The following is a 16,418-nucleotide window of genomic DNA, read 5'->3' as shown; positions in this document are numbered from 1 at the left end:
TGAAAAACATTAAAAACAAAAAAACTAAATCTGCGGGGCTTTTTCCAGCCAGCAGGATTTTTTATGGTTTCCAGTTCCTTCCAGGACCGGTGTTTTCTGCGAGCAGATGTCCATCTTATAAGGACAACGCGGATGGAAGGTGCATCCTGAAGGAGGATTGATTGGGCTAGGAACCTCGCCCCCCAAAGACTTCTTCATTTTCTTTTTGCCCTGACCCACGCGCGGGATGGCGCCGATCAAAGCCTGAGTGTAAGGATGCTGTGGGTTCTTAAACAGCTCATCACGGCTGGCGATCTCAACGATCTTACCAAGATACATCACGGCGATACGGTCACAGGTGTGCTCGATCACAGAAAGGTCGTGAGAGATAAAGACATAGGTCAGTTTGAGCTTTTCCTGAAGATCCTTCAGCAGGTTCAGAATCTGAGCCTGAATAGACACGTCCAGGGCGCTGACAGGTTCGTCACAGATAATCAGTTCAGGATTCAGCGCAATGGCGCGCGCAATACTGATACGCTGACGTTGGCCACCGGAAAATTCATGCGGGTAACGATTCACATGGGCTTTGCGCAAGCCCACCAGTTCGATCAGCTCCAGAACGCGCTGATCACGTTCAGAGGAGGTGCCGACGTTGTGAATATCCATCGGTTGACGGATGATCTGCCCAACGGTCATGCGTGGATCCAAGGAAGCATAAGGGTCCTGGAAGATCATCTGCATGTTTTTGCGTTTTTTGCGCAGGTCCTCGCCCTTGAGTTTCAGGAAATCCTGTCCATCAAAGTTGATTTCACCGGCAGTGGGTTCGTAAAGGCGAATCAAGGTGCGGCCCAGGGTGGATTTGCCACAGCCGGATTCACCCACAAGCCCCAGAGTTTCCCCTTTGTGAACGACCAGGGAAACGTCGTCCACGGCCTTAACACTGGCCACTTCGCGCAGCAAAAGACCTTTTTTGATCGGGAAGTGCTTCTTAATATTTCTGGCTTCAAGAATGATATTATCCATCGTTCGAATTCCCAATATTAAAGAGGATTAAAGCAAGCCACTTTGTGACCTGGTCTGATTTCAACCAAAGGCGGTTTGGTGCCAGCGCATTCACTTTTCACACGTGAACAGCGATTCACAAACGGGCACCCCTTAGGCAATTCAAATGGCGCCGGAACGCTGCCTTCAATGGTCGTCAGGCGCTGAACACGTTCGCCAAATTTCGGGCGGGACGCAATCAGGGCTGCGGTGTAAGGGTGGCTGGGATTTAAGAACAATTCGGAAGTGTCAGCCTGTTCGCAAGTCTGTCCTCCGTACATCACCATCACGCGATCAGAGATCTCAGAGATTACACCCAGGTCGTGGGTGATGAACTGAACGGTCATATTCAGTTTTTCCTGCAGATTCTGAATCAGTTCCAGGATCTGAGCTTGAATCGTTACGTCCAAAGCTGTTGTTGGTTCGTCCGCAATGAGGAAAGTCGGGTCGCAGGAAAGAGCCATGGCAATCATGGCCCGCTGTCTCATCCCCCCGGAAAGTTGGTGAGGGTAGGAGTTGTAACGTTCTTCCGGGGAAGGGATGCCCACCAGGCGAAGCATTTCAATGGCGCGTTCTTTGGATTCCTTCGGCCCGCACTTTTTGTGCTTCATGATCTGCTCGTCCATCTGGAAACCGATGGTTAGAACAGGATTCAAGGCTGTCATAGGTTCTTGGAAGATCATGGCCATTTCGCCGCCACGAACCTCTTCCATATCAGCTTCAGAGATTTTCAGGATGTCGCGTCCATTCAGGAGGACCTGGCCTCCGGTGACGCGGCCGGGGTGTTCGATCAAACGCATCAAAGAATAAGAGGTGACCGATTTGCCACATCCGGATTCACCCACGATTCCCAAAGTCTGTCCTTTATGGATTTCGTAGCTGACATTATTCACAGCGCGAACAGGACCGGCCTTGGTGGCGAAGGTTGTTTCGAGGCTTTTTACTTCAAGTAATGGTTGAATTGACATTGCTTAAGTCCTCTTAAAGAAAGCGTCTGGCTTCAAGTTCTTCAATTGCCGACAAGGCGCCTTTGCGCAAGGCGCGACCCAGAACGCCGGACAATTTATCGCTCAGGCTTTGGTGGTGTTCAAATTTTACTTTAACTACCTGATGCTTGTCTGCAAGACCCAAAAGGTAATCATCGCTGGTGCGGATTTCATCCACCAAGCCTTTACCCAGGGCCTGTTCGCCGTACCAGTATTCTCCGGTGGCCACTTCAGAAAGGTTCAGTTGAGGGCGGAAGCGGCTGACAAAGCTTTTGAACAAAGCGTGGGTGTCTTCCAGTTGTTGTTTGAACTTTTCTTCACCCTTTTCAGTGACTTCGCCCAAAAGACTGACGGTTCTCTTGAATTCGCCGGCGGTGTATTCTTTATAGTCGACATCATGTTTTTTCAGCAGGCGGTAAAGGTTCGGCAACTGAGCCACAACACCGATAGAGCCCACAATCGCAAACGGCGCGCAAAGAATCTTGTTGGCAGTGACCGACATCAGGTAGCCGCCGCTGGCTGCCACTTTATCCACACAAACTGTTAATGGAATGTTCTTTTCACGGATGCGCAGAAGCTGGGATGCTGCCAGGCCATAACCATGCACCACGCCGCCGGGGCTTTCCACACGCACGACCACTTCATCCTGAGGAGTGGCCAGGGTCAGAACCGCAGTGACCTCTTCGCGCAGGTTTTCAACGGCAGAGGCTTTGACGTCGCCTTCAAAATCGATCACGAAGACCTTTTTGTCGCCGTCACTGGATTTGGATTCATGGGCTTTGCGTTCTTCCTTCAACTTTTTCTTCAGCTCTTTACGTTCGGACTTGGTGACCGTGTGAGCCTTCAGCATATGGCGGAAGTTTTTATAGCGCTTGTGCAGAAGCTCGATTTGGATTTCGGATTTATGGCTGGCTTTGGCGGCAATCAAAGCAATCACCAGAATCACTGCCAAAATGGCAAATAGAATCAGAAATGTCTGTGCTGCGAAAACCCCGATGCTCTGCAATGCGTCCATAGTACTCCTTAGAGACAAAGGTGTACGTTATTCATGATTTAGCCAAAGGTCGAGCATCTTTTTTGTTTGCTCAAAAAAAAGCGGGGAGCCTGATAGACTGGCGGCAGGAATGAACTCTTCAGCTCGTCAGACCTTTATTTTGGTTTTGCTCCTTTTAAGCTCCGCCGCCTTTGGCGAGAGTGCTGAAGAAACACGTCTTAAAGGTTTTGCTCAGCATCATAACTCTCAAGAACGCTTTGAAAAGGCCCGCCAACAGGGTGAAAGAGCCTATTTGGAAGAGGAAGAGCAGTGGGAGAATCAAAAAGACCGCGCTTTGGCTGAATATAAGAGGACCAAGAAAGCTGAAACCATCTCTGACGAGGGCCCCGAGGCCAAGGCTGATGCGGTTGCTAAGAAAAAGTTTGATGACGCTTATGAGCAAGAGCGTCTGAGATATATCGAGCAAAAGAGCAAACAAAGGATTGTCACGCGGGGGGAAAATCTTCCTACGGAGGCTCAGGAGTTGGGTCTTCTGGAGGATCGCCCTCGTTATGATTACCGCAAGCGCGCCATGTACGGGGCAAAGCCCAAATATGGCCGAGTCACCCCTGGAAGCTCCAGTTCGTCCGGATCATCTTCATCTTCTTATGGTGGGGGAAGTTCTTTCCCACCACCGCCCACCTTTGATGATTTCGGCGGGGATGGGGGCTACGTGCCAGCGCCTAACGTTGACGATTTTGGTGGCGATATTCCACCACCTCCACCACCGCCTCCGTTTGGCGACGACTTTGGGGGTGGTTTTGGTGGAGACGGGGATTTCCCGCCACCTCCTCCGCCACCACCGCCTTTTGAAGGCGGCACGGACTTCTAATTTTCCTTTAGCAGCTCTTCGGTGCTGAGGCCCGAGTGCTGCTTGATGCCTCTCATCAGGTACCAGAAAATTCCCAGCAGAAAGAGCATGGAGGGAACCATGATGATGGCCATCGACCATGTGGTCATCTGCGCAATCTGCTCATTCAAAAGTGTAGATTGTGCATCCGTGGTCAGAGTTGGATCAATTTCAGTAAAGATTTTGCGCGCCAAAACAAAGTTGCATACGGCACTGAAAGCAAATGAAAGAGACAGCCAGATGGTGGCCTTTTTCATGTGATCATGGAAGTCTTTCTGTTTGCCGTTGGCCTTTAGGCGCTCTTCCAGAAGGTCCACTTTCATCAGAGCCGGATTCAGGAACAGAGTTTCAATGAAGGGTTTTTTGGTAAAGGCAGAGCCCATCACAAAGAGGCCCACCAGAGCGGGGAATGCCGCCTCTTTGACCGCAAACCAGAAGCCGTTAAGTCCCAGCAGAGCCAAACCTCCGGTGAGAAGGACATTCAGTAATCCCAGGGCCGAAAAGGCGTTGAACTTCTTCCTTTTAATAAGGTCATAGGCCCCATAGCCCAAAGGGAATGCCAGCGCCAGGATCAGGGCCCAGAATGGACCAATGAATTTGCTTAATTTATTTAAAATCAAGACAGGCAGTACGATGTTGAAGATAATATTTAGAAGGCCGTTCTCTTTAGGTGGTTCCTGTTTTGACATGCTTAGCATCCTTGTCGGCTTCTGCTAAAAAGGCAAGTCGGCGCTGTGCGCAAAGAGACGTTGCTCTTGGTCCAAGGAGCAGGGACAATTTTTAGATGTCTTTGATTTTAATCTACCTTTCGACGGCGATCAGCTTTCTTGTAAGCACCTTGTATGCGGCGAGGACTTGGTCCTATCGTCGTTCCTATCTGCATCGGCTGGTTTTTGTGATCGAAGTGGGTTATGCCATGTGGGCGTTTTCATTGATCAGCACGATGGCGGTCGATGATATGCAGTTTAAAATTTTCATGACCCATTTTCGGATGTTAGCTTTGCCATTGATGTTTCCAGCGTGGCTCTTGCTGGTTGCAGCCTTGTTCTTTTCCGAACTCTCCGCAAAGTTTCGCCGCTGGTGGCGTTGGATATTTTTGTTCCCCGTCCTTGTTATCGGGGCCAATGCCGCAGGTCTGATGGGGGTCCCGGGTGTGGCTCCGCTGTTTTACAGTGATTTTCATGAGCTTCCGGCCTTTCAAGGATTGGTGGGGTTTACCCGTGGCCCCCTGATTCGCGCCACTTTTGTTTATAGTGCTTTATGTATTGTTCTTGCCTTTTCCATCGCGGCCTATGCGGCCATTGTTTTGCGTGGGGCTCGCCGCCGGTATGCAACAGCGTTGGTGGCGGTAAGTCTGTGGCCCCTGGTTTTGGAGGCTGGCATTTTGCTGGCTTCGCCGGATATGCCGTGGCGGCAATTAAAAGTAATGGGTTTGTGGCCCTTTATTCTTGCCATTCACTATGCGGCAACTCGTGTTGATGTTTTTGAAATCACTTCCTTGGCGCAGCAAAGAGTTTTTGAGGGCCTGCCGGGGCCGGTTGTGATTCTGAACACACGCAGTGAGTACTGGGGTAGCAACATGGCGGCCGAAAAAATCCTGGGCCTGCAGAAGCGCTGGCGGGGGCGCCCGGCGCAAGAAATTCCAGTGTTGGCGGAAATTCTGGCAAGTGACGGAAAGTACCATTCTGAGGGCTTCAGTTATCAGGTTTTAAAACACACCTTGGAATCGCAGCACGGCGAAAACCGCGCGCATATTCTGCAATTGAACGACGTAACTGAGTTGGAGGAAAGCAACAAGGTGCTGCGTGAACTGAATGAAGAGATTCTGAGGATGCACCGTTTTAATAAACGAGTTCAAACGGTTCTGGCACATGATCTGACCGGGGCGTTGGTAGGGACGCAGATGCTTCTTAAAGATGCGGTCCGCCAGATTTCGGGAGACGAGGCCGGGAGATCGCAGTCTTCTTTAGGCAAAGTGCATGAAGCCCACCAGGTTTCACTGGAGCTTTTGCGAAATATCCTGACCTGGAGTTTCGAGGAGGAGAGCAAAGGCGGAGTCGAGCTGGGGGCTCGAATCAAAGCCGTTGTTCGTCATCTGGTGCCGCAGATGTTGCAGCGAAATGTGGATCTGGGCGTTCAGTTGCCTGAGCAGGAGGTTTGGCTTTGGGGTTCGGCGCGCGTGGTGGATGCGATCGTTCGCAATTTGTTGTCCAATGCCATCAAGTTCAGTCCCGACAAGGCTCAGGTTCTGATTGCCGCCCGGACAGAGGGGGCTTTTGCGGTTCTGATGATTCAGGATGAAGGGGCGGGAATATCTTCGGATCTGCTGGCTCGGCTGTCGGATACGGGTGAATCGGTGTCCTCGGAAGATGGCTTCGGTGTGGGTCTGAAATTCACCCGGGACTTCGTGCAGCAGATGGACGGGATCTTGAGTTTTGAAGTAAACTCGCCAGTTGGCACGCGGGTCCTGGTCAAACTTCCGCTCTTCGTCCGGGCTTAAGCGGGGATGCTTCTGTAGATTCTGAACTCTCTATCGCGATTCTGAGTCTTTCGTTGTTGTTACCGTTTGCCTGAGGCGTTCAATGGCGTGCTGGAGGCGACGGTCGTCATCATGAAGACCTTTCTTGCCGGAAGCCTGTTGAATCAGTCTTTCTAAGCTGGTGTTTTGTTGGCGGTCACGCCCTTGGTCACCGGAGCCTCCGCAGCACGGTGGGAACCAGTCTGATGACTATGTTCGTGGTGAAGTGCGCTCTTGGGAGCGTGTCGGCGAGTTCACAGCTCCGAAAGGCTTCCCTCAGAGATTCAGTATCAACTTGGACACTCTTCGCGCCGTCAAGGAAGTGCGTTTTGCCGTTGATGATGGTGAGGTCCGCGTAACTCGCGTAACTGGAGAGACCGCTTCGGGCGCTCTTGTGAATCTGTCGCAACTTGAAGGGGATTTCTCCGGCGGGACATCCTACTCTCGCAGAGTCCACGGACAATACGCAATTCGTCTGCAAAGAATCGAGCTGGAAATCGTGAGCAAAAACCTAAGAGGCTCCCGCGCAAAAGTGGAAGTCTTTGTTGGGTACACTCGTTAAAGCCTAAAGGTTCCAGGTGCTTATTTGGGTCTACGCAGCGTCAATTGCTGCGCAAGAGGCCCACATCAATAAGTGCCAGGAGTCTTGGATCCGCCTAAGGCCTATGACCGACGAAAAAGCCAAGCTCGTTCATTATGCGCAAAATCTCGGGGGCCATTTTGGGAAGGGTGTCCTGACAGGTTTGCTCGGTCAGTTCCGTCAGGTTTTGCTGACTTTCCTGTAAAGACATTTCCGCAAAGACAATATCCTCACCACCATTTTCCATTTCTACGCGGGCCTTTAAAAGAGCGGACAGTTCTTTTGCGATCAATCTTTCGCAGCGATAAATGCGCGCCCGGCTGGAGGCTTTGATTCGTAAAGCAACGATCCGGTCTTCATTGAGGGATTGAATGTTTTGTAGAATCACGCTGTGAATTTTTTTGAATCCGTCCTCCGCCACGGCGAGTATTTGTCTCATGTTTTCACGCATTTCCGGAGAAACTCCGGTGGCCGTGATAATAAAACGGCCTTGAAAATTCACAATGCGATTCATGGTCTGCATTTGTGTATAGAACAGGTTTTTATGAAGCAGCGCACTTTTCAAACACTCTTTGGGATTGGGAACCAGAATGTCGTCGACACCATAGCACTGCGATTTGATCAGGACAGAGTTTTGATTGATTAAAGCTGTCAGTGCCTCGGATCTTGCAATCAGTATCGTAAAGGCGGCCTTTTCTTTTTCATACTCCGCCAGAATCATTTCGGAAGTGGTTTTTTCAATAGCTGTGATTTCAGCAATCATTTTTGCTGTTTCCAAAGCGTAGGTTTTTGAAATCAAAGCCGCGCTCATGCCTTGAGCCAGAACGCCCAGTTGCACAAGGGCGCCGATTGCCGGTCCCACCGCAGGAATCAGGGTGACGGCGTTGGCAACGGCTTGGGAGAAGGCCTGGTATCGCTCACTTTCGGATTCGGCTTCGTTGTATTGTTTTACGTTGTCGACCAGATTAACTGCAGCCAGAACTGTTGAAACCTGGCCCGAAAGATCTTGAGCCAGGGCTTTTCCAGCATATTCTTCCAGTTCTTTGATGACGGTGGACCGCACATAGCTTTCCAGATACTGCCGGGTCATGGCTTCCAGGACCGATTGCAGAGCCGAATTTTCTGCGGCCGAGGCCTGAACTGAAATCAGAAGGGCAGTCAGGCCGACAAGAATTTTCTTCATTTGATACTCACGGAAAAAATATTGGCTTTGGAAAGAACCTTCAGGTGGCCAAGGCCGGTGACCATTCCAGCATCCAGATTCAATGTCGGTGGCAAGGCGCGACCGCCTGGAATCTTGGCTCCTTGAAGAGTGATGTTGTTTTTCCCTTCAACCCAAAATATTTTGGAAGTAAGTGTGATGCGATTGCTGCCTTGTTGGGATTGGGTGGGAATGAATTCCAAAATGGCGGAATCCACAATGATCGTATTGGCAGTGATGTTCAGGGCGTTGTGGGCGATCTGGTGGCGGCCGCAGATTTTGAGAGTATCCACATTCAAATTGGCCGGTACACTTTCAATATCCGTGCTTTCGTTGCAGCCGATGGAAACAAAGTCCTCATTTGGACTTAATGAAAGAAGACGGGTCGGGGATTTAAACAGGGACAAATGTTTCCCCGTGGCCGCTTCCTGTTCAAACTCCACAGAGATTTGCTGGGGAAGATGAATAGAGGTTCCATTAAATTCAGAGTGTTGAACGGTCACAAGACCTGAGAAGCCCATTTGTGGTTTCGAGTAGGATTTTTTAATATCGTTGATTTCTTCGGGTGTCGGCGCGCAAGCAGCCAGTGTTAAGCAGAAAAGGGAAACTAGGTATTTGTTCATGGGAAGCTCCTTTGTGGTGTCCGGTCTTATTGCAAGGGGCGGACACAAAGGAGAGTCTGGGGGAGTGGCGGCAAAGTTTAATAAAAACAATAGCTTAAATTAAAGACTGAGGGGTTTGCTGCGTCCTCAGTCTTGGAATTCGGACAGGATTTTTAGAATCCCGGGGTTTTGCCACCCATGAATTTATCATAGGCTTGAATATAGTCCCGGGACAGGGGGCCGATATGGGGCGTGATCCAGGTATGTTCAAAGGTTTGATTGGAAATGGCATTGGCGAAAGTTTCCAGAATATCCTGATAAACTATCTCGCACAGGTCCCCTTGAGATTCGTCCTGAATCAAAGTTTCGATTTCTGCCATCAATAGGTCCCAACGTGTTTGTTCGGGATGACCCATTAGAACACTCAGGGCAAAATAGACCCACAGCCGCTCCGGCATTTCGATTTGCTCTTGCACAGCTTGATCCATCAACTCGTGCAGGGGTTCTTGCCCTTTTTTAAGATGTGCTAAAACTAATTCTACCCATTCGTTGTTGGTTTTCATAAACGCCCCTCCAAGGCATCACGAAGCTCCAGAATCATATTCTCAACCGCTACGCGATCACTGGCCACTGCTTCTGGATTATTCTTTAGCCAGTTTTCAAAATAGACAAGGCTGTCTTGTCCTTTTTGTGTGTGAAATCTGCCCTTGACGGGGATATTTTCAATACGCTCCAAGCGAATGGCCGCAGCAGTACTGCCATTGCCAATGGTGGAAGTGTTTTTCCAGTACCAGTCATTGACAAATTTCCCTAGTCGGGAGTCCACTATCAATGGACGATCCATAGATTTTCGGAGGTCCCGAATATAACGTTCATAGGCAGCGCGACTTTGTGGAACATTACGCTCGATATGATGAACTACGGCTTCGGTTTTAGTGGCCGCGCGCATGAAGTCCAGATTTTTAATTTTGTTGAGGATCTTAAGACCTTTTCCAACTTTGGAACCAAAGCCGAAGCTCAAGGCTCCAAGTACTGCGAAGGTGCGGTCAAAACTGTCCAGCATATTCCCATTGACCAGATTTTTTCCAGTGAAGGCCTCGTAAACATCGCGCAGAGGTCCGGTGATGGGATCAAGGCCGATAGCCAGGTCCGCAAAGACTTCCGAATATTTTCTGAAGGCCTCGGCGGATTCAGCATCGCCCATTGTTGAAGCTTGGTCAGACTGGCGCACCAGACGAAGACCCCAGTCCCGGGATTCACGGCGGGCAGGATCACTGGTGCGAACCGAGCGCAGGATACTTTCAATATTCTGCAGTTCGCTCACTAAAGTCGGATCTGGTGAGGTGTACTGAAAGTTTGTTGTTGGCAGCGTGTTTTCGGACAAAGATTTCTGAAAATTCACCAAAGCCAACTCAAATTTCTCCTGGGATTGAGCCAGGGAGTTATGAAGGGCTTCATAGTTCTTGTAGGTCTGCTCTTGATTGGCTGTGATCTCCTGATTTAGTCTTGTCATTTCCGCTTCAAATTCCGGAGTGAAGATCAGACCCTTGTAGATAGCTTGAGCAATGCCGGTCTGAATAGCCGATCCCATGGCGCTATCATGCTTACTGCCGCCGCCACTACCGCCACCCTTGGAATGTGGATCTGCTTCGTCCCCACTAGGGGGACCTGTTTGAACCGGAGTGCTATTATCCCCTTGAACGACCATTTCAGGAGGAGCGCTGCGATTGACGTTGCTCCAGCGAGTTTTTCCGTCGGCATCTTTTCCCTGATAGATGGCTGTGTAATAGTGACCAGCGGAGTACAAATAATACATTTTCTGAAATTCATAGGTGTCTGCGGTTCCCCCGGGAATGGTGAATTGCATCTGGAGGGGGGTGTCGACGACATTTTCAATATCAATCACAGTGTAAGGGGCCACATGCGCAGCAAAGCTTTGCAACGGAATGGCTAAGGACAAGAAGAAGCAGATCAGGCGTTTCATGGTAAAGTTCCTAGCTTTTGTTCCAGCAGTTGCAGATCCAAATCCACAGTTTCAATTTGTAGTTGGATGTTTCTAATCATCGCCTCCAGAGTGGACTGCAGGTCTAGGGCAGTGAAGAGCAGATGTTCCGTCGCTTCGATACTCAGTTGCTCTGTCGAGATGTGTATTTGAGCGTCTTTAAGCAGAGCCTCCCAGTCAGCGGCGAAGTCGGGGTCTTGAGTGCGGCGAATTTCTATTTCTGCAGCCAACTCTTCTTTGGAGACGATGCCTTGAAAGAGCTCTTGCACCAGTGTCACCGTTTCATGGAAAGAGGCGTTTTTGTTTTGAACCAATTGCTGTTGTTCCACCAGAAAGGACCGGAATTCCTGTTGTCGGGTCTTTTCGGTGTACAGGAACTGCCTGCGCAGCTCCTGACGGTTTTTCTCAAGCTGCTGCTTGAATTCGACTTTCTTCTTTTCGTACTCCAGTTTTTTAACGGCGATGCGACCTTCGATATCCGGTAGCATCGTTCCGAAAGAGTAGGCATTGGAGTAGAATAGGATGCCGCGCTCAAGGTCTCCCATGGCGTGAGCCATATTTGTGAAAAAAATGATGAACAAAAATGCGCTCACGGTTTTCATCAGTATTGCTCCTGCTCGTACGCGTTACGGGCTGCCTGGGCATCGGCGGCGATTTCCATGACAGACAATTGTAAAGCTTGATATTCCTTCTGCAGGCCTTCGATTTGCGCGGTAGCGACTTTTGTCATGTCGACCAGAACGTCAACTTCAACGATGCGTAGGAATTCTGCCATCAGTGCCGAATGACTGCGCTGGGTGGTTTGGTGAAGATTTGCGATGTCCTGGTTGAGTTTATTCAAAGCACCTTTGTAGTCTTGTTTGTAGTTTTTTACGAACTCAGTGGCAGGTGGAACCATTTCGCGGTCCTTGAGTGGACGACCCGTGATTTTGTTCTCCATCAGTTTTTTTCTGAACTCATTTTCTTTGAAAACGCCAGTCAAGAAGGCGCGCAGGATTTCCAACTCTGAATGCATCAATTTGGATCTCTCGTTCAGGATATTGTAGCGATTCTCGGTCAGTTTCCAGGTGTTCAGGGCCGCTTGGCGACGTTCTTGTTTGCTGGAGCTTTCATACTCCTGAACTCTTTCGGCCACGTAGCGATCGTATTCTTTTTTGGCTTCGGCTTCCGCTTCTTCCAGTTGTTTTTTTCTTAATTCTTCGCTGTAGCAGAAAGTGGCCATACACGCGTAGCCACGGCCAATGTTAGTGAAGGTTTCGGTATTGGAGTCAATCACATCGGTCAGACCGGTGGCATTGCCGACGACCGCAAAGACGTCGCGGACTCCGTTGGCGACTTCGTTGACCGTTTTCTTAACGGTTTTTTCAGCGTCTTTGACGATCTGTGGATCATCACCTTTGATAGTGGTGCCGCCGATGCTGATGCTCCAGGCAAGTGCGGTGTGGGCTGAAAGAAGAACGGCAAAACCAGTGATCAGGGCTTTTTTCATATAAAGGACCTTTCCTTTGGTAGGGTGTGTTTGTTAGAGAGCCCCTATCGCAAAGTTGGTGCCTGGTCCTTGGGGGCGGGCTTGAATCTGAATATGTTATTAAAATCAATATGTTGCGAGCTTGCGGGGGGTGTCCGAAAAGCGGATTTTTCAGTCTGTATTCTTGGACCGAGTCTTAAAGCTTAGAACGCTCGTGGGGGATTTTATCAGAATATGATAAGATCAGACCGGCAAATGAGGTGAATCGTGCCTGAACTACCCGAAGTCGAAGTCGTCCGTCGCGGACTGGAAAGTATCTTAAAAGAGCAGCCCATCCTGGAAAAAGTGGAGTTGAAGCGTCCGGATCTGCGCGAGCCCATTCCTGCCAAAAAAATAAGCACTCTTGTGGGGGAGCCTCTGACTTCCGTGGAGCGTCGGGCAAAGTATCTTCTGCTGTGGACGCCCAAAGGGGCTATGTTGTCGCATTTGGGGATGACCGGCACCTGGCGAGTGGCGAATCCGGGGGATGAGCGCCTTCATGATCATATATATCTGCATTTTTCCGGCGGCCTGCGCCTGGCTTATCGAGACCCGCGCCGCTTTGGCTGTTTTGACTTCGTCCAGAACCCTCTGGAGCATCCTAAGCTTGTGAATTTAGGGCCGGAGCCGTTGGATAAGAAGTTTACCGGGGCCGTTTTGTGGGAAAGCCTGCGCGGTAAGGACGTCGCTCTGAAGGTCGCCCTGATGGATCAGAAAGTGGTGGTAGGCGTTGGGAACATCTACGCCAGTGAGGCCTTGTTTGCGGCGGGGATTAAACCTACGCTGGCTGCAAAGAAGTTGTCTTTAGAGAAAGCGTCGGCTTTGGTGGGCGAGATTAAAAAAATTTTATCTCAATCCATCAAAGCGGGTGGATCTTCCATTAGTGATTTCGCTCAAGCCACCGGAGAAAGCGGCTATTTTCAGACGACGTTTCGGGTTTACGGTCGTGACGGAGAGCCGTGTGTGACTTGCGGGCAACAGATAAAGTCAAAAATTCTTGGTGGTCGAAACACGTTCTGGTGTTCGCATTGCCAAAAATAATTTTGCAAAATTTCGATTGCTAAGCGGGCCGGTTTTTGTGTAATTTAGGCCTTAGTCGAGTTTTGAAACAAAAATGCAGATCCGCTGCTGGCAATGGCGTCAGCATGGTCCGCAATAAATTAACGAAGGGATCAACAATGAAAGCAATCGTAGTAGCAGCTTTGCTTGCACTATCTTTCACAACTGGTTTTACTTGCTCTAAAAATCAACCTGAGACAGCAGCTCCTGCTGAAACAGCTCCTGCTGCAGAAGCAACTGCTACTGAAGCAGCTCCTGCTGAGGGCACTCCAGCAGCTACAGAAGCAGCTCCTGCAGCTACTGAAGCAGCTCCAGCTGGCGAAACTAAGTAATTAGTCTTAGGACTTAGTACTTAAGTTGATGAAAGCCCTCGCAAGAGGGCTTTTTTTATTTCCACCTCCGGGTGCACATTCGACAGTTTTTCCTTCTGTCACCGAAGCGTCTTTCATATTTCTCCTCATATTTTGTTTACATATAGATATCGGGCCTGAATCACTTGCGCATGCTCATATTAAAGGTTCTAATTATTGAGTATTTCAATAAAAGGAGATTCATCGTGGATTCTATCAGCTCATTCTATGGAATGTTTTTGGAGAGCTACACGGGCCTTTGGGTATTAGGCTCTGTCGTTCTTCTGTTGTTTGTGGGCTTCTTTAGCAGCCCTCTGATCGTGTGGGCGATTGCCTTGGCTGCCATTTTGGCAGGCTTCGGTGCGCCGGTTTGGTTGTTGGCAGTGTATGCAGTGCTGGCGATCATCTTCCTGATCACGCCACTGCGTGCTGCGCTGATCACCTCGGGTCTTCTGGCGTTCATGAAGAAGATGCAGTTCCTTCCGAAAATCTCTGACACGGAAAAAGCGGCTCTGGATGCCGGTGCTGTGTGGATTGAAAAAGACCTTTTCTCGGGAAATCCTAATTTCGACAATCTTTTGAAAGAAGCTTATCCGCAATTGACTGCGGAAGAACAAGCTTTCATGGATGGTCCCGTCAACAGACTGTGCGCCGTTCTGGATCACTGGAAAATTCATAAAGACAAAGACATCCCTAAAGAAGCCTGGGACATCATCAAGAAAGAAAAGTTCCTGGGTATGATCATCCCTAAAGAGTACGGCGGTCTGGGTTTCTCCGCGCTGGCGCACTCTGAAGTGATCATGAAAATCTCTTCTCGTTCTTTGTCCACAGCAATCACTGTGATGGTTCCAAACTCTTTGGGGCCTGCAGAGTTGTTGGCACACTATGGAACCGAGGAGCAGAAAAACCGTTACTTGCCTCGTCTGGCAACGGGGGAAGAGATTCCGTGCTTCGGTTTGACAGAGCCGACTGCGGGTTCTGATGCCGGATCTATTACATCCACAGGGGTCTTGTTCAAAGGTCCGGATGGTAAACTGCAAATCAAATTGAACTGGAACAAACGTTGGATCACACTGGCTGCGATCTCCACAACGATTGGTCTGGCGTTCCGCCTTCGTGACCCTGAAAATCTTTTGGGCAAGGGTGAAGACGTAGGTATTACCACAGGTCTGATCCCGGCAAACACACCGGGTGTTGTTCTGGGGCGCCGTCACGATCCATTGGGCATTCCGTTCTATAACTGTCCGACTCAAGGTAAAGACGTGATCGTTGATGCCGAAGAAACCATCATCGGCGGTATCGCCAATGCCGGTAAGGGCTGGCTGATGTTGATGGAGTGTCTGGCTGCGGGTCGTGGTATCTCCTTGCCAGCACAGGCAACAGGTGGCGCGAAGTTGGCGGCGCGTGTTGTGTCCGCACACTCTTTGGTTCGTCGTCAGTTCGGTATGTCTATCGGTCGTTTCGAAGGTGTTGAAGAACCTTTGGCACGCATCGGGGCTGCAGCTTATCAGTTGGAAGCCATGAGAAGATACTGCCTGGGTGCGATCGATAAAGGGATCAAGCCGGGTGTTATCACTGCGATGCAAAAATACTATGCCACAGAGATGGGCCGTCAGGTGATCAACGACGCGATGGACATCATGGGTGGTGCGGGTATCTCTATGGGCCCTCGCAACGTCCTTGCGGAAATCTATATTGCAACTCCGATCGGTATCACCGTGGAAGGGGCAAACATCCTGACTCGTACTTTGATGATCTTTGGTCAAGGGGCTCTTCGTGCCCATCCATTTGCTTACGCTGAAGTTAAGACAGCTGAAGCAGGCGATCTGAAAGGCTTCGATAAAGCCTTCTGGGGCCACATCGGTCACGTTGTGAGAAACACTTGCCGCGCGATCTTGTTGTCGTGCTCTCGTGGTTTCCTGGCGTCCACTCCGGATGTTCACCCTCAGATGAAAGTTTACACTCGTCGTCTGGCTTGGACTTCTGCAACCTTCGCCCTTTTGTCTGACGTGGCAATGGGTGTGTTGGGTGGTCAGTTGAAAGCAAAACAAAAAATCACAGGTCGTTTCGCTGATATCTTGGCGAACATGTACATGGCTACAGCATTGATCCGTCGCTTCGAGGCCGAAGGCCGTCGTGAAGAGGATCTGGCTTTTGCTCACTACAACCTGAAACGCTGCATGGCGAATATCCAGGCCGGTTTCGATGGTATCTTTGACAACCTGAAAATCCCGGGTCTGCGTTGGTTCTTCAAAGGTTGGATCGGGGCTTGGTCTCGTATCAACTCCATCGGTTCTCAGGCCTCTGACGGCTGGTCTCACGGTATTGCGTCTGCGATGCTGAAAGAGGGCGGCATCCGTGAGCGTCTGTCTGACGGTATCTACCTGCCAACAGACCGCAACGAGGCGCTGGGTCGTCTGGAGCATGCGTTCGCAGTTGTGAACAAGTCTGAAGCTGCAGAGAAGAAAGTGAAAAAAGCCATCCGCGAAGGCGTTCTTCCGAAGAAGAAAGTTCACTTGTTGCTGGATGAGGCCCGTGAAAAGAACGTCATCACTCAGGATGAGTTGAAGCTGATCCAGGAGTCCGATGCTGTTCGTTACGATGCGATCCTGGTGGATGACTTCTCTCAAGAAGAGTACATGTCCCGCCACTCTTAAGCAGATTTAAAATTCTGAAAAACACAAAAACCCCCAAGATTTCTTGGGGGTTT

Annotated in this window: 16 protein-coding genes; 6 read left to right on the top strand and 10 right to left on the bottom strand. The window is 50.0% G+C overall.

Translation table 11 applies throughout. The annotated features are described in order from the left end of the window. Positions 1-24: 24 nt before the first annotated feature. The 3 genes from ACZ5ZV_RS10670 to sohB are packed head-to-tail and all read right to left on the bottom strand — an operon-like array spanning position 25 to position 3,021. Entirely contained in the window at positions 25-1,002 is a 978-nt protein-coding gene (locus ACZ5ZV_RS10670) for an ABC transporter ATP-binding protein (RefSeq protein WP_464117002.1), read from the bottom strand. Positions 1,003-1,019: 17 nt separating this feature from the next. Next, positions 1,020-1,988: an ABC transporter ATP-binding protein gene (locus ACZ5ZV_RS10665; RefSeq protein ID WP_464117001.1), complete on the bottom strand. Its 969-nt coding sequence runs from the start codon at positions 1,986-1,988 to the stop codon at positions 1,020-1,022. 13 nt (positions 1,989-2,001) lie between these two features. After that, positions 2,002-3,021 carry a protease SohB gene (gene sohB, locus ACZ5ZV_RS10660; protein ID WP_464117000.1) on the bottom strand — a complete coding sequence of 340 codons (1,020 nt, stop codon included), beginning with the start codon at positions 3,019-3,021 and terminating at the stop codon, positions 2,002-2,004. A 109-nt stretch (positions 3,022-3,130) separates the two neighbouring features. Between sohB and ACZ5ZV_RS10655 the strand changes: the two genes are divergently transcribed. Then, positions 3,131-3,871: a hypothetical protein gene (locus ACZ5ZV_RS10655; protein ID WP_464116999.1), complete on the top strand. Its 741-nt coding sequence runs from the start codon at positions 3,131-3,133 to the stop codon at positions 3,869-3,871. Here ACZ5ZV_RS10655 and ACZ5ZV_RS10650 read toward each other — a convergent pair. Further along, on the bottom strand, positions 3,868-4,578 hold the full coding sequence (locus ACZ5ZV_RS10650; RefSeq protein WP_464116998.1) for a VC0807 family protein: 711 nt from the start codon (positions 4,576-4,578) through the stop codon (positions 3,868-3,870). The two genes, ACZ5ZV_RS10655 and ACZ5ZV_RS10650, sit on opposite strands and share 4 nt — an antisense overlap. 95 nt (positions 4,579-4,673) lie before the next feature. Here ACZ5ZV_RS10650 and ACZ5ZV_RS10645 point away from each other — a divergent pair, with 95 nt between their 5' ends. Together ACZ5ZV_RS10645 and ACZ5ZV_RS10640 are read left to right on the top strand one after the other, a co-directional pair. Then, positions 4,674-6,389, top strand: coding sequence for an ATP-binding protein (locus ACZ5ZV_RS10645; RefSeq protein ID WP_464116997.1), 1,716 nt, complete (start codon positions 4,674-4,676; stop codon positions 6,387-6,389). Between the two features lie 160 nt (positions 6,390-6,549). Next, positions 6,550-6,969 (top strand): hypothetical protein, encoded by a 420-nt coding sequence (locus ACZ5ZV_RS10640; protein WP_464116996.1) that lies wholly within the window; start codon positions 6,550-6,552, stop codon positions 6,967-6,969. 94 nt (positions 6,970-7,063) lie between these two features. Here the strand turns inward: ACZ5ZV_RS10640 and ACZ5ZV_RS10635 are convergent, their stop codons facing one another. The 6 genes from ACZ5ZV_RS10635 to ACZ5ZV_RS10610 all read right to left on the bottom strand — a co-directional run bounded on the left by ACZ5ZV_RS10635 (position 7,064) and on the right by ACZ5ZV_RS10610 (position 12,281). After that, complete coding sequence (locus ACZ5ZV_RS10635; protein ID WP_464116995.1) at positions 7,064-8,170, bottom strand: hypothetical protein; 1,107 nt, start codon at positions 8,168-8,170, stop codon at positions 7,064-7,066. Further along, entirely contained in the window at positions 8,167-8,811 is a 645-nt protein-coding gene (locus tag ACZ5ZV_RS10630) for a hypothetical protein (RefSeq protein WP_464116994.1), read from the bottom strand. The genes ACZ5ZV_RS10635 and ACZ5ZV_RS10630 overlap by 4 nt, the downstream gene beginning before the upstream one ends. A gap of 152 nt (positions 8,812-8,963) precedes the next feature. Beyond that, positions 8,964-9,353, bottom strand: coding sequence for a hypothetical protein (locus ACZ5ZV_RS10625; protein WP_464116993.1), 390 nt, complete (start codon positions 9,351-9,353; stop codon positions 8,964-8,966). Beyond that, entirely contained in the window at positions 9,350-10,774 is a 1,425-nt protein-coding gene (locus ACZ5ZV_RS10620) for a pre-toxin TG domain-containing protein (RefSeq protein ID WP_464116992.1), read from the bottom strand. Before ACZ5ZV_RS10620 ends, ACZ5ZV_RS10625 begins: the two co-directional genes overlap by 4 nt. Continuing rightward, on the bottom strand, positions 10,771-11,394 hold the full coding sequence (locus ACZ5ZV_RS10615; RefSeq protein WP_464116991.1) for a hypothetical protein: 624 nt from the start codon (positions 11,392-11,394) through the stop codon (positions 10,771-10,773). Before ACZ5ZV_RS10615 ends, ACZ5ZV_RS10620 begins: the two co-directional genes overlap by 4 nt. Then, positions 11,394-12,281, bottom strand: coding sequence for a hypothetical protein (locus ACZ5ZV_RS10610; RefSeq protein WP_464116990.1), 888 nt, complete (start codon positions 12,279-12,281; stop codon positions 11,394-11,396). Before ACZ5ZV_RS10610 ends, ACZ5ZV_RS10615 begins: the two co-directional genes overlap by 1 nt. Positions 12,282-12,527: 246 nt before the next feature. Between ACZ5ZV_RS10610 and mutM the strand changes: the two genes are divergently transcribed. From mutM to ACZ5ZV_RS10595, 3 genes are all read left to right on the top strand, one after another. Next, positions 12,528-13,340: a bifunctional DNA-formamidopyrimidine glycosylase/DNA-(apurinic or apyrimidinic site) lyase gene (gene mutM / locus ACZ5ZV_RS10605; protein ID WP_464116989.1), complete on the top strand. Its 813-nt coding sequence runs from the start codon at positions 12,528-12,530 to the stop codon at positions 13,338-13,340. A gap of 137 nt (positions 13,341-13,477) precedes the next feature. Continuing rightward, positions 13,478-13,690 (top strand): acylneuraminate cytidylyltransferase, encoded by a 213-nt coding sequence (locus ACZ5ZV_RS10600; protein ID WP_347356590.1) that lies wholly within the window; start codon positions 13,478-13,480, stop codon positions 13,688-13,690. Between the two features lie 224 nt (positions 13,691-13,914). Then, entirely contained in the window at positions 13,915-16,365 is a 2,451-nt protein-coding gene (locus tag ACZ5ZV_RS10595) for an acyl-CoA dehydrogenase (protein WP_464116988.1), read from the top strand. Positions 16,366-16,418: the final 53 nt, after the last annotated feature.

It is taken from the genome of Bdellovibrio sp. HAGR004 (genome assembly GCF_055397015.1).
This window is presented reverse-complemented; position numbering and strand designations above follow the sequence as displayed.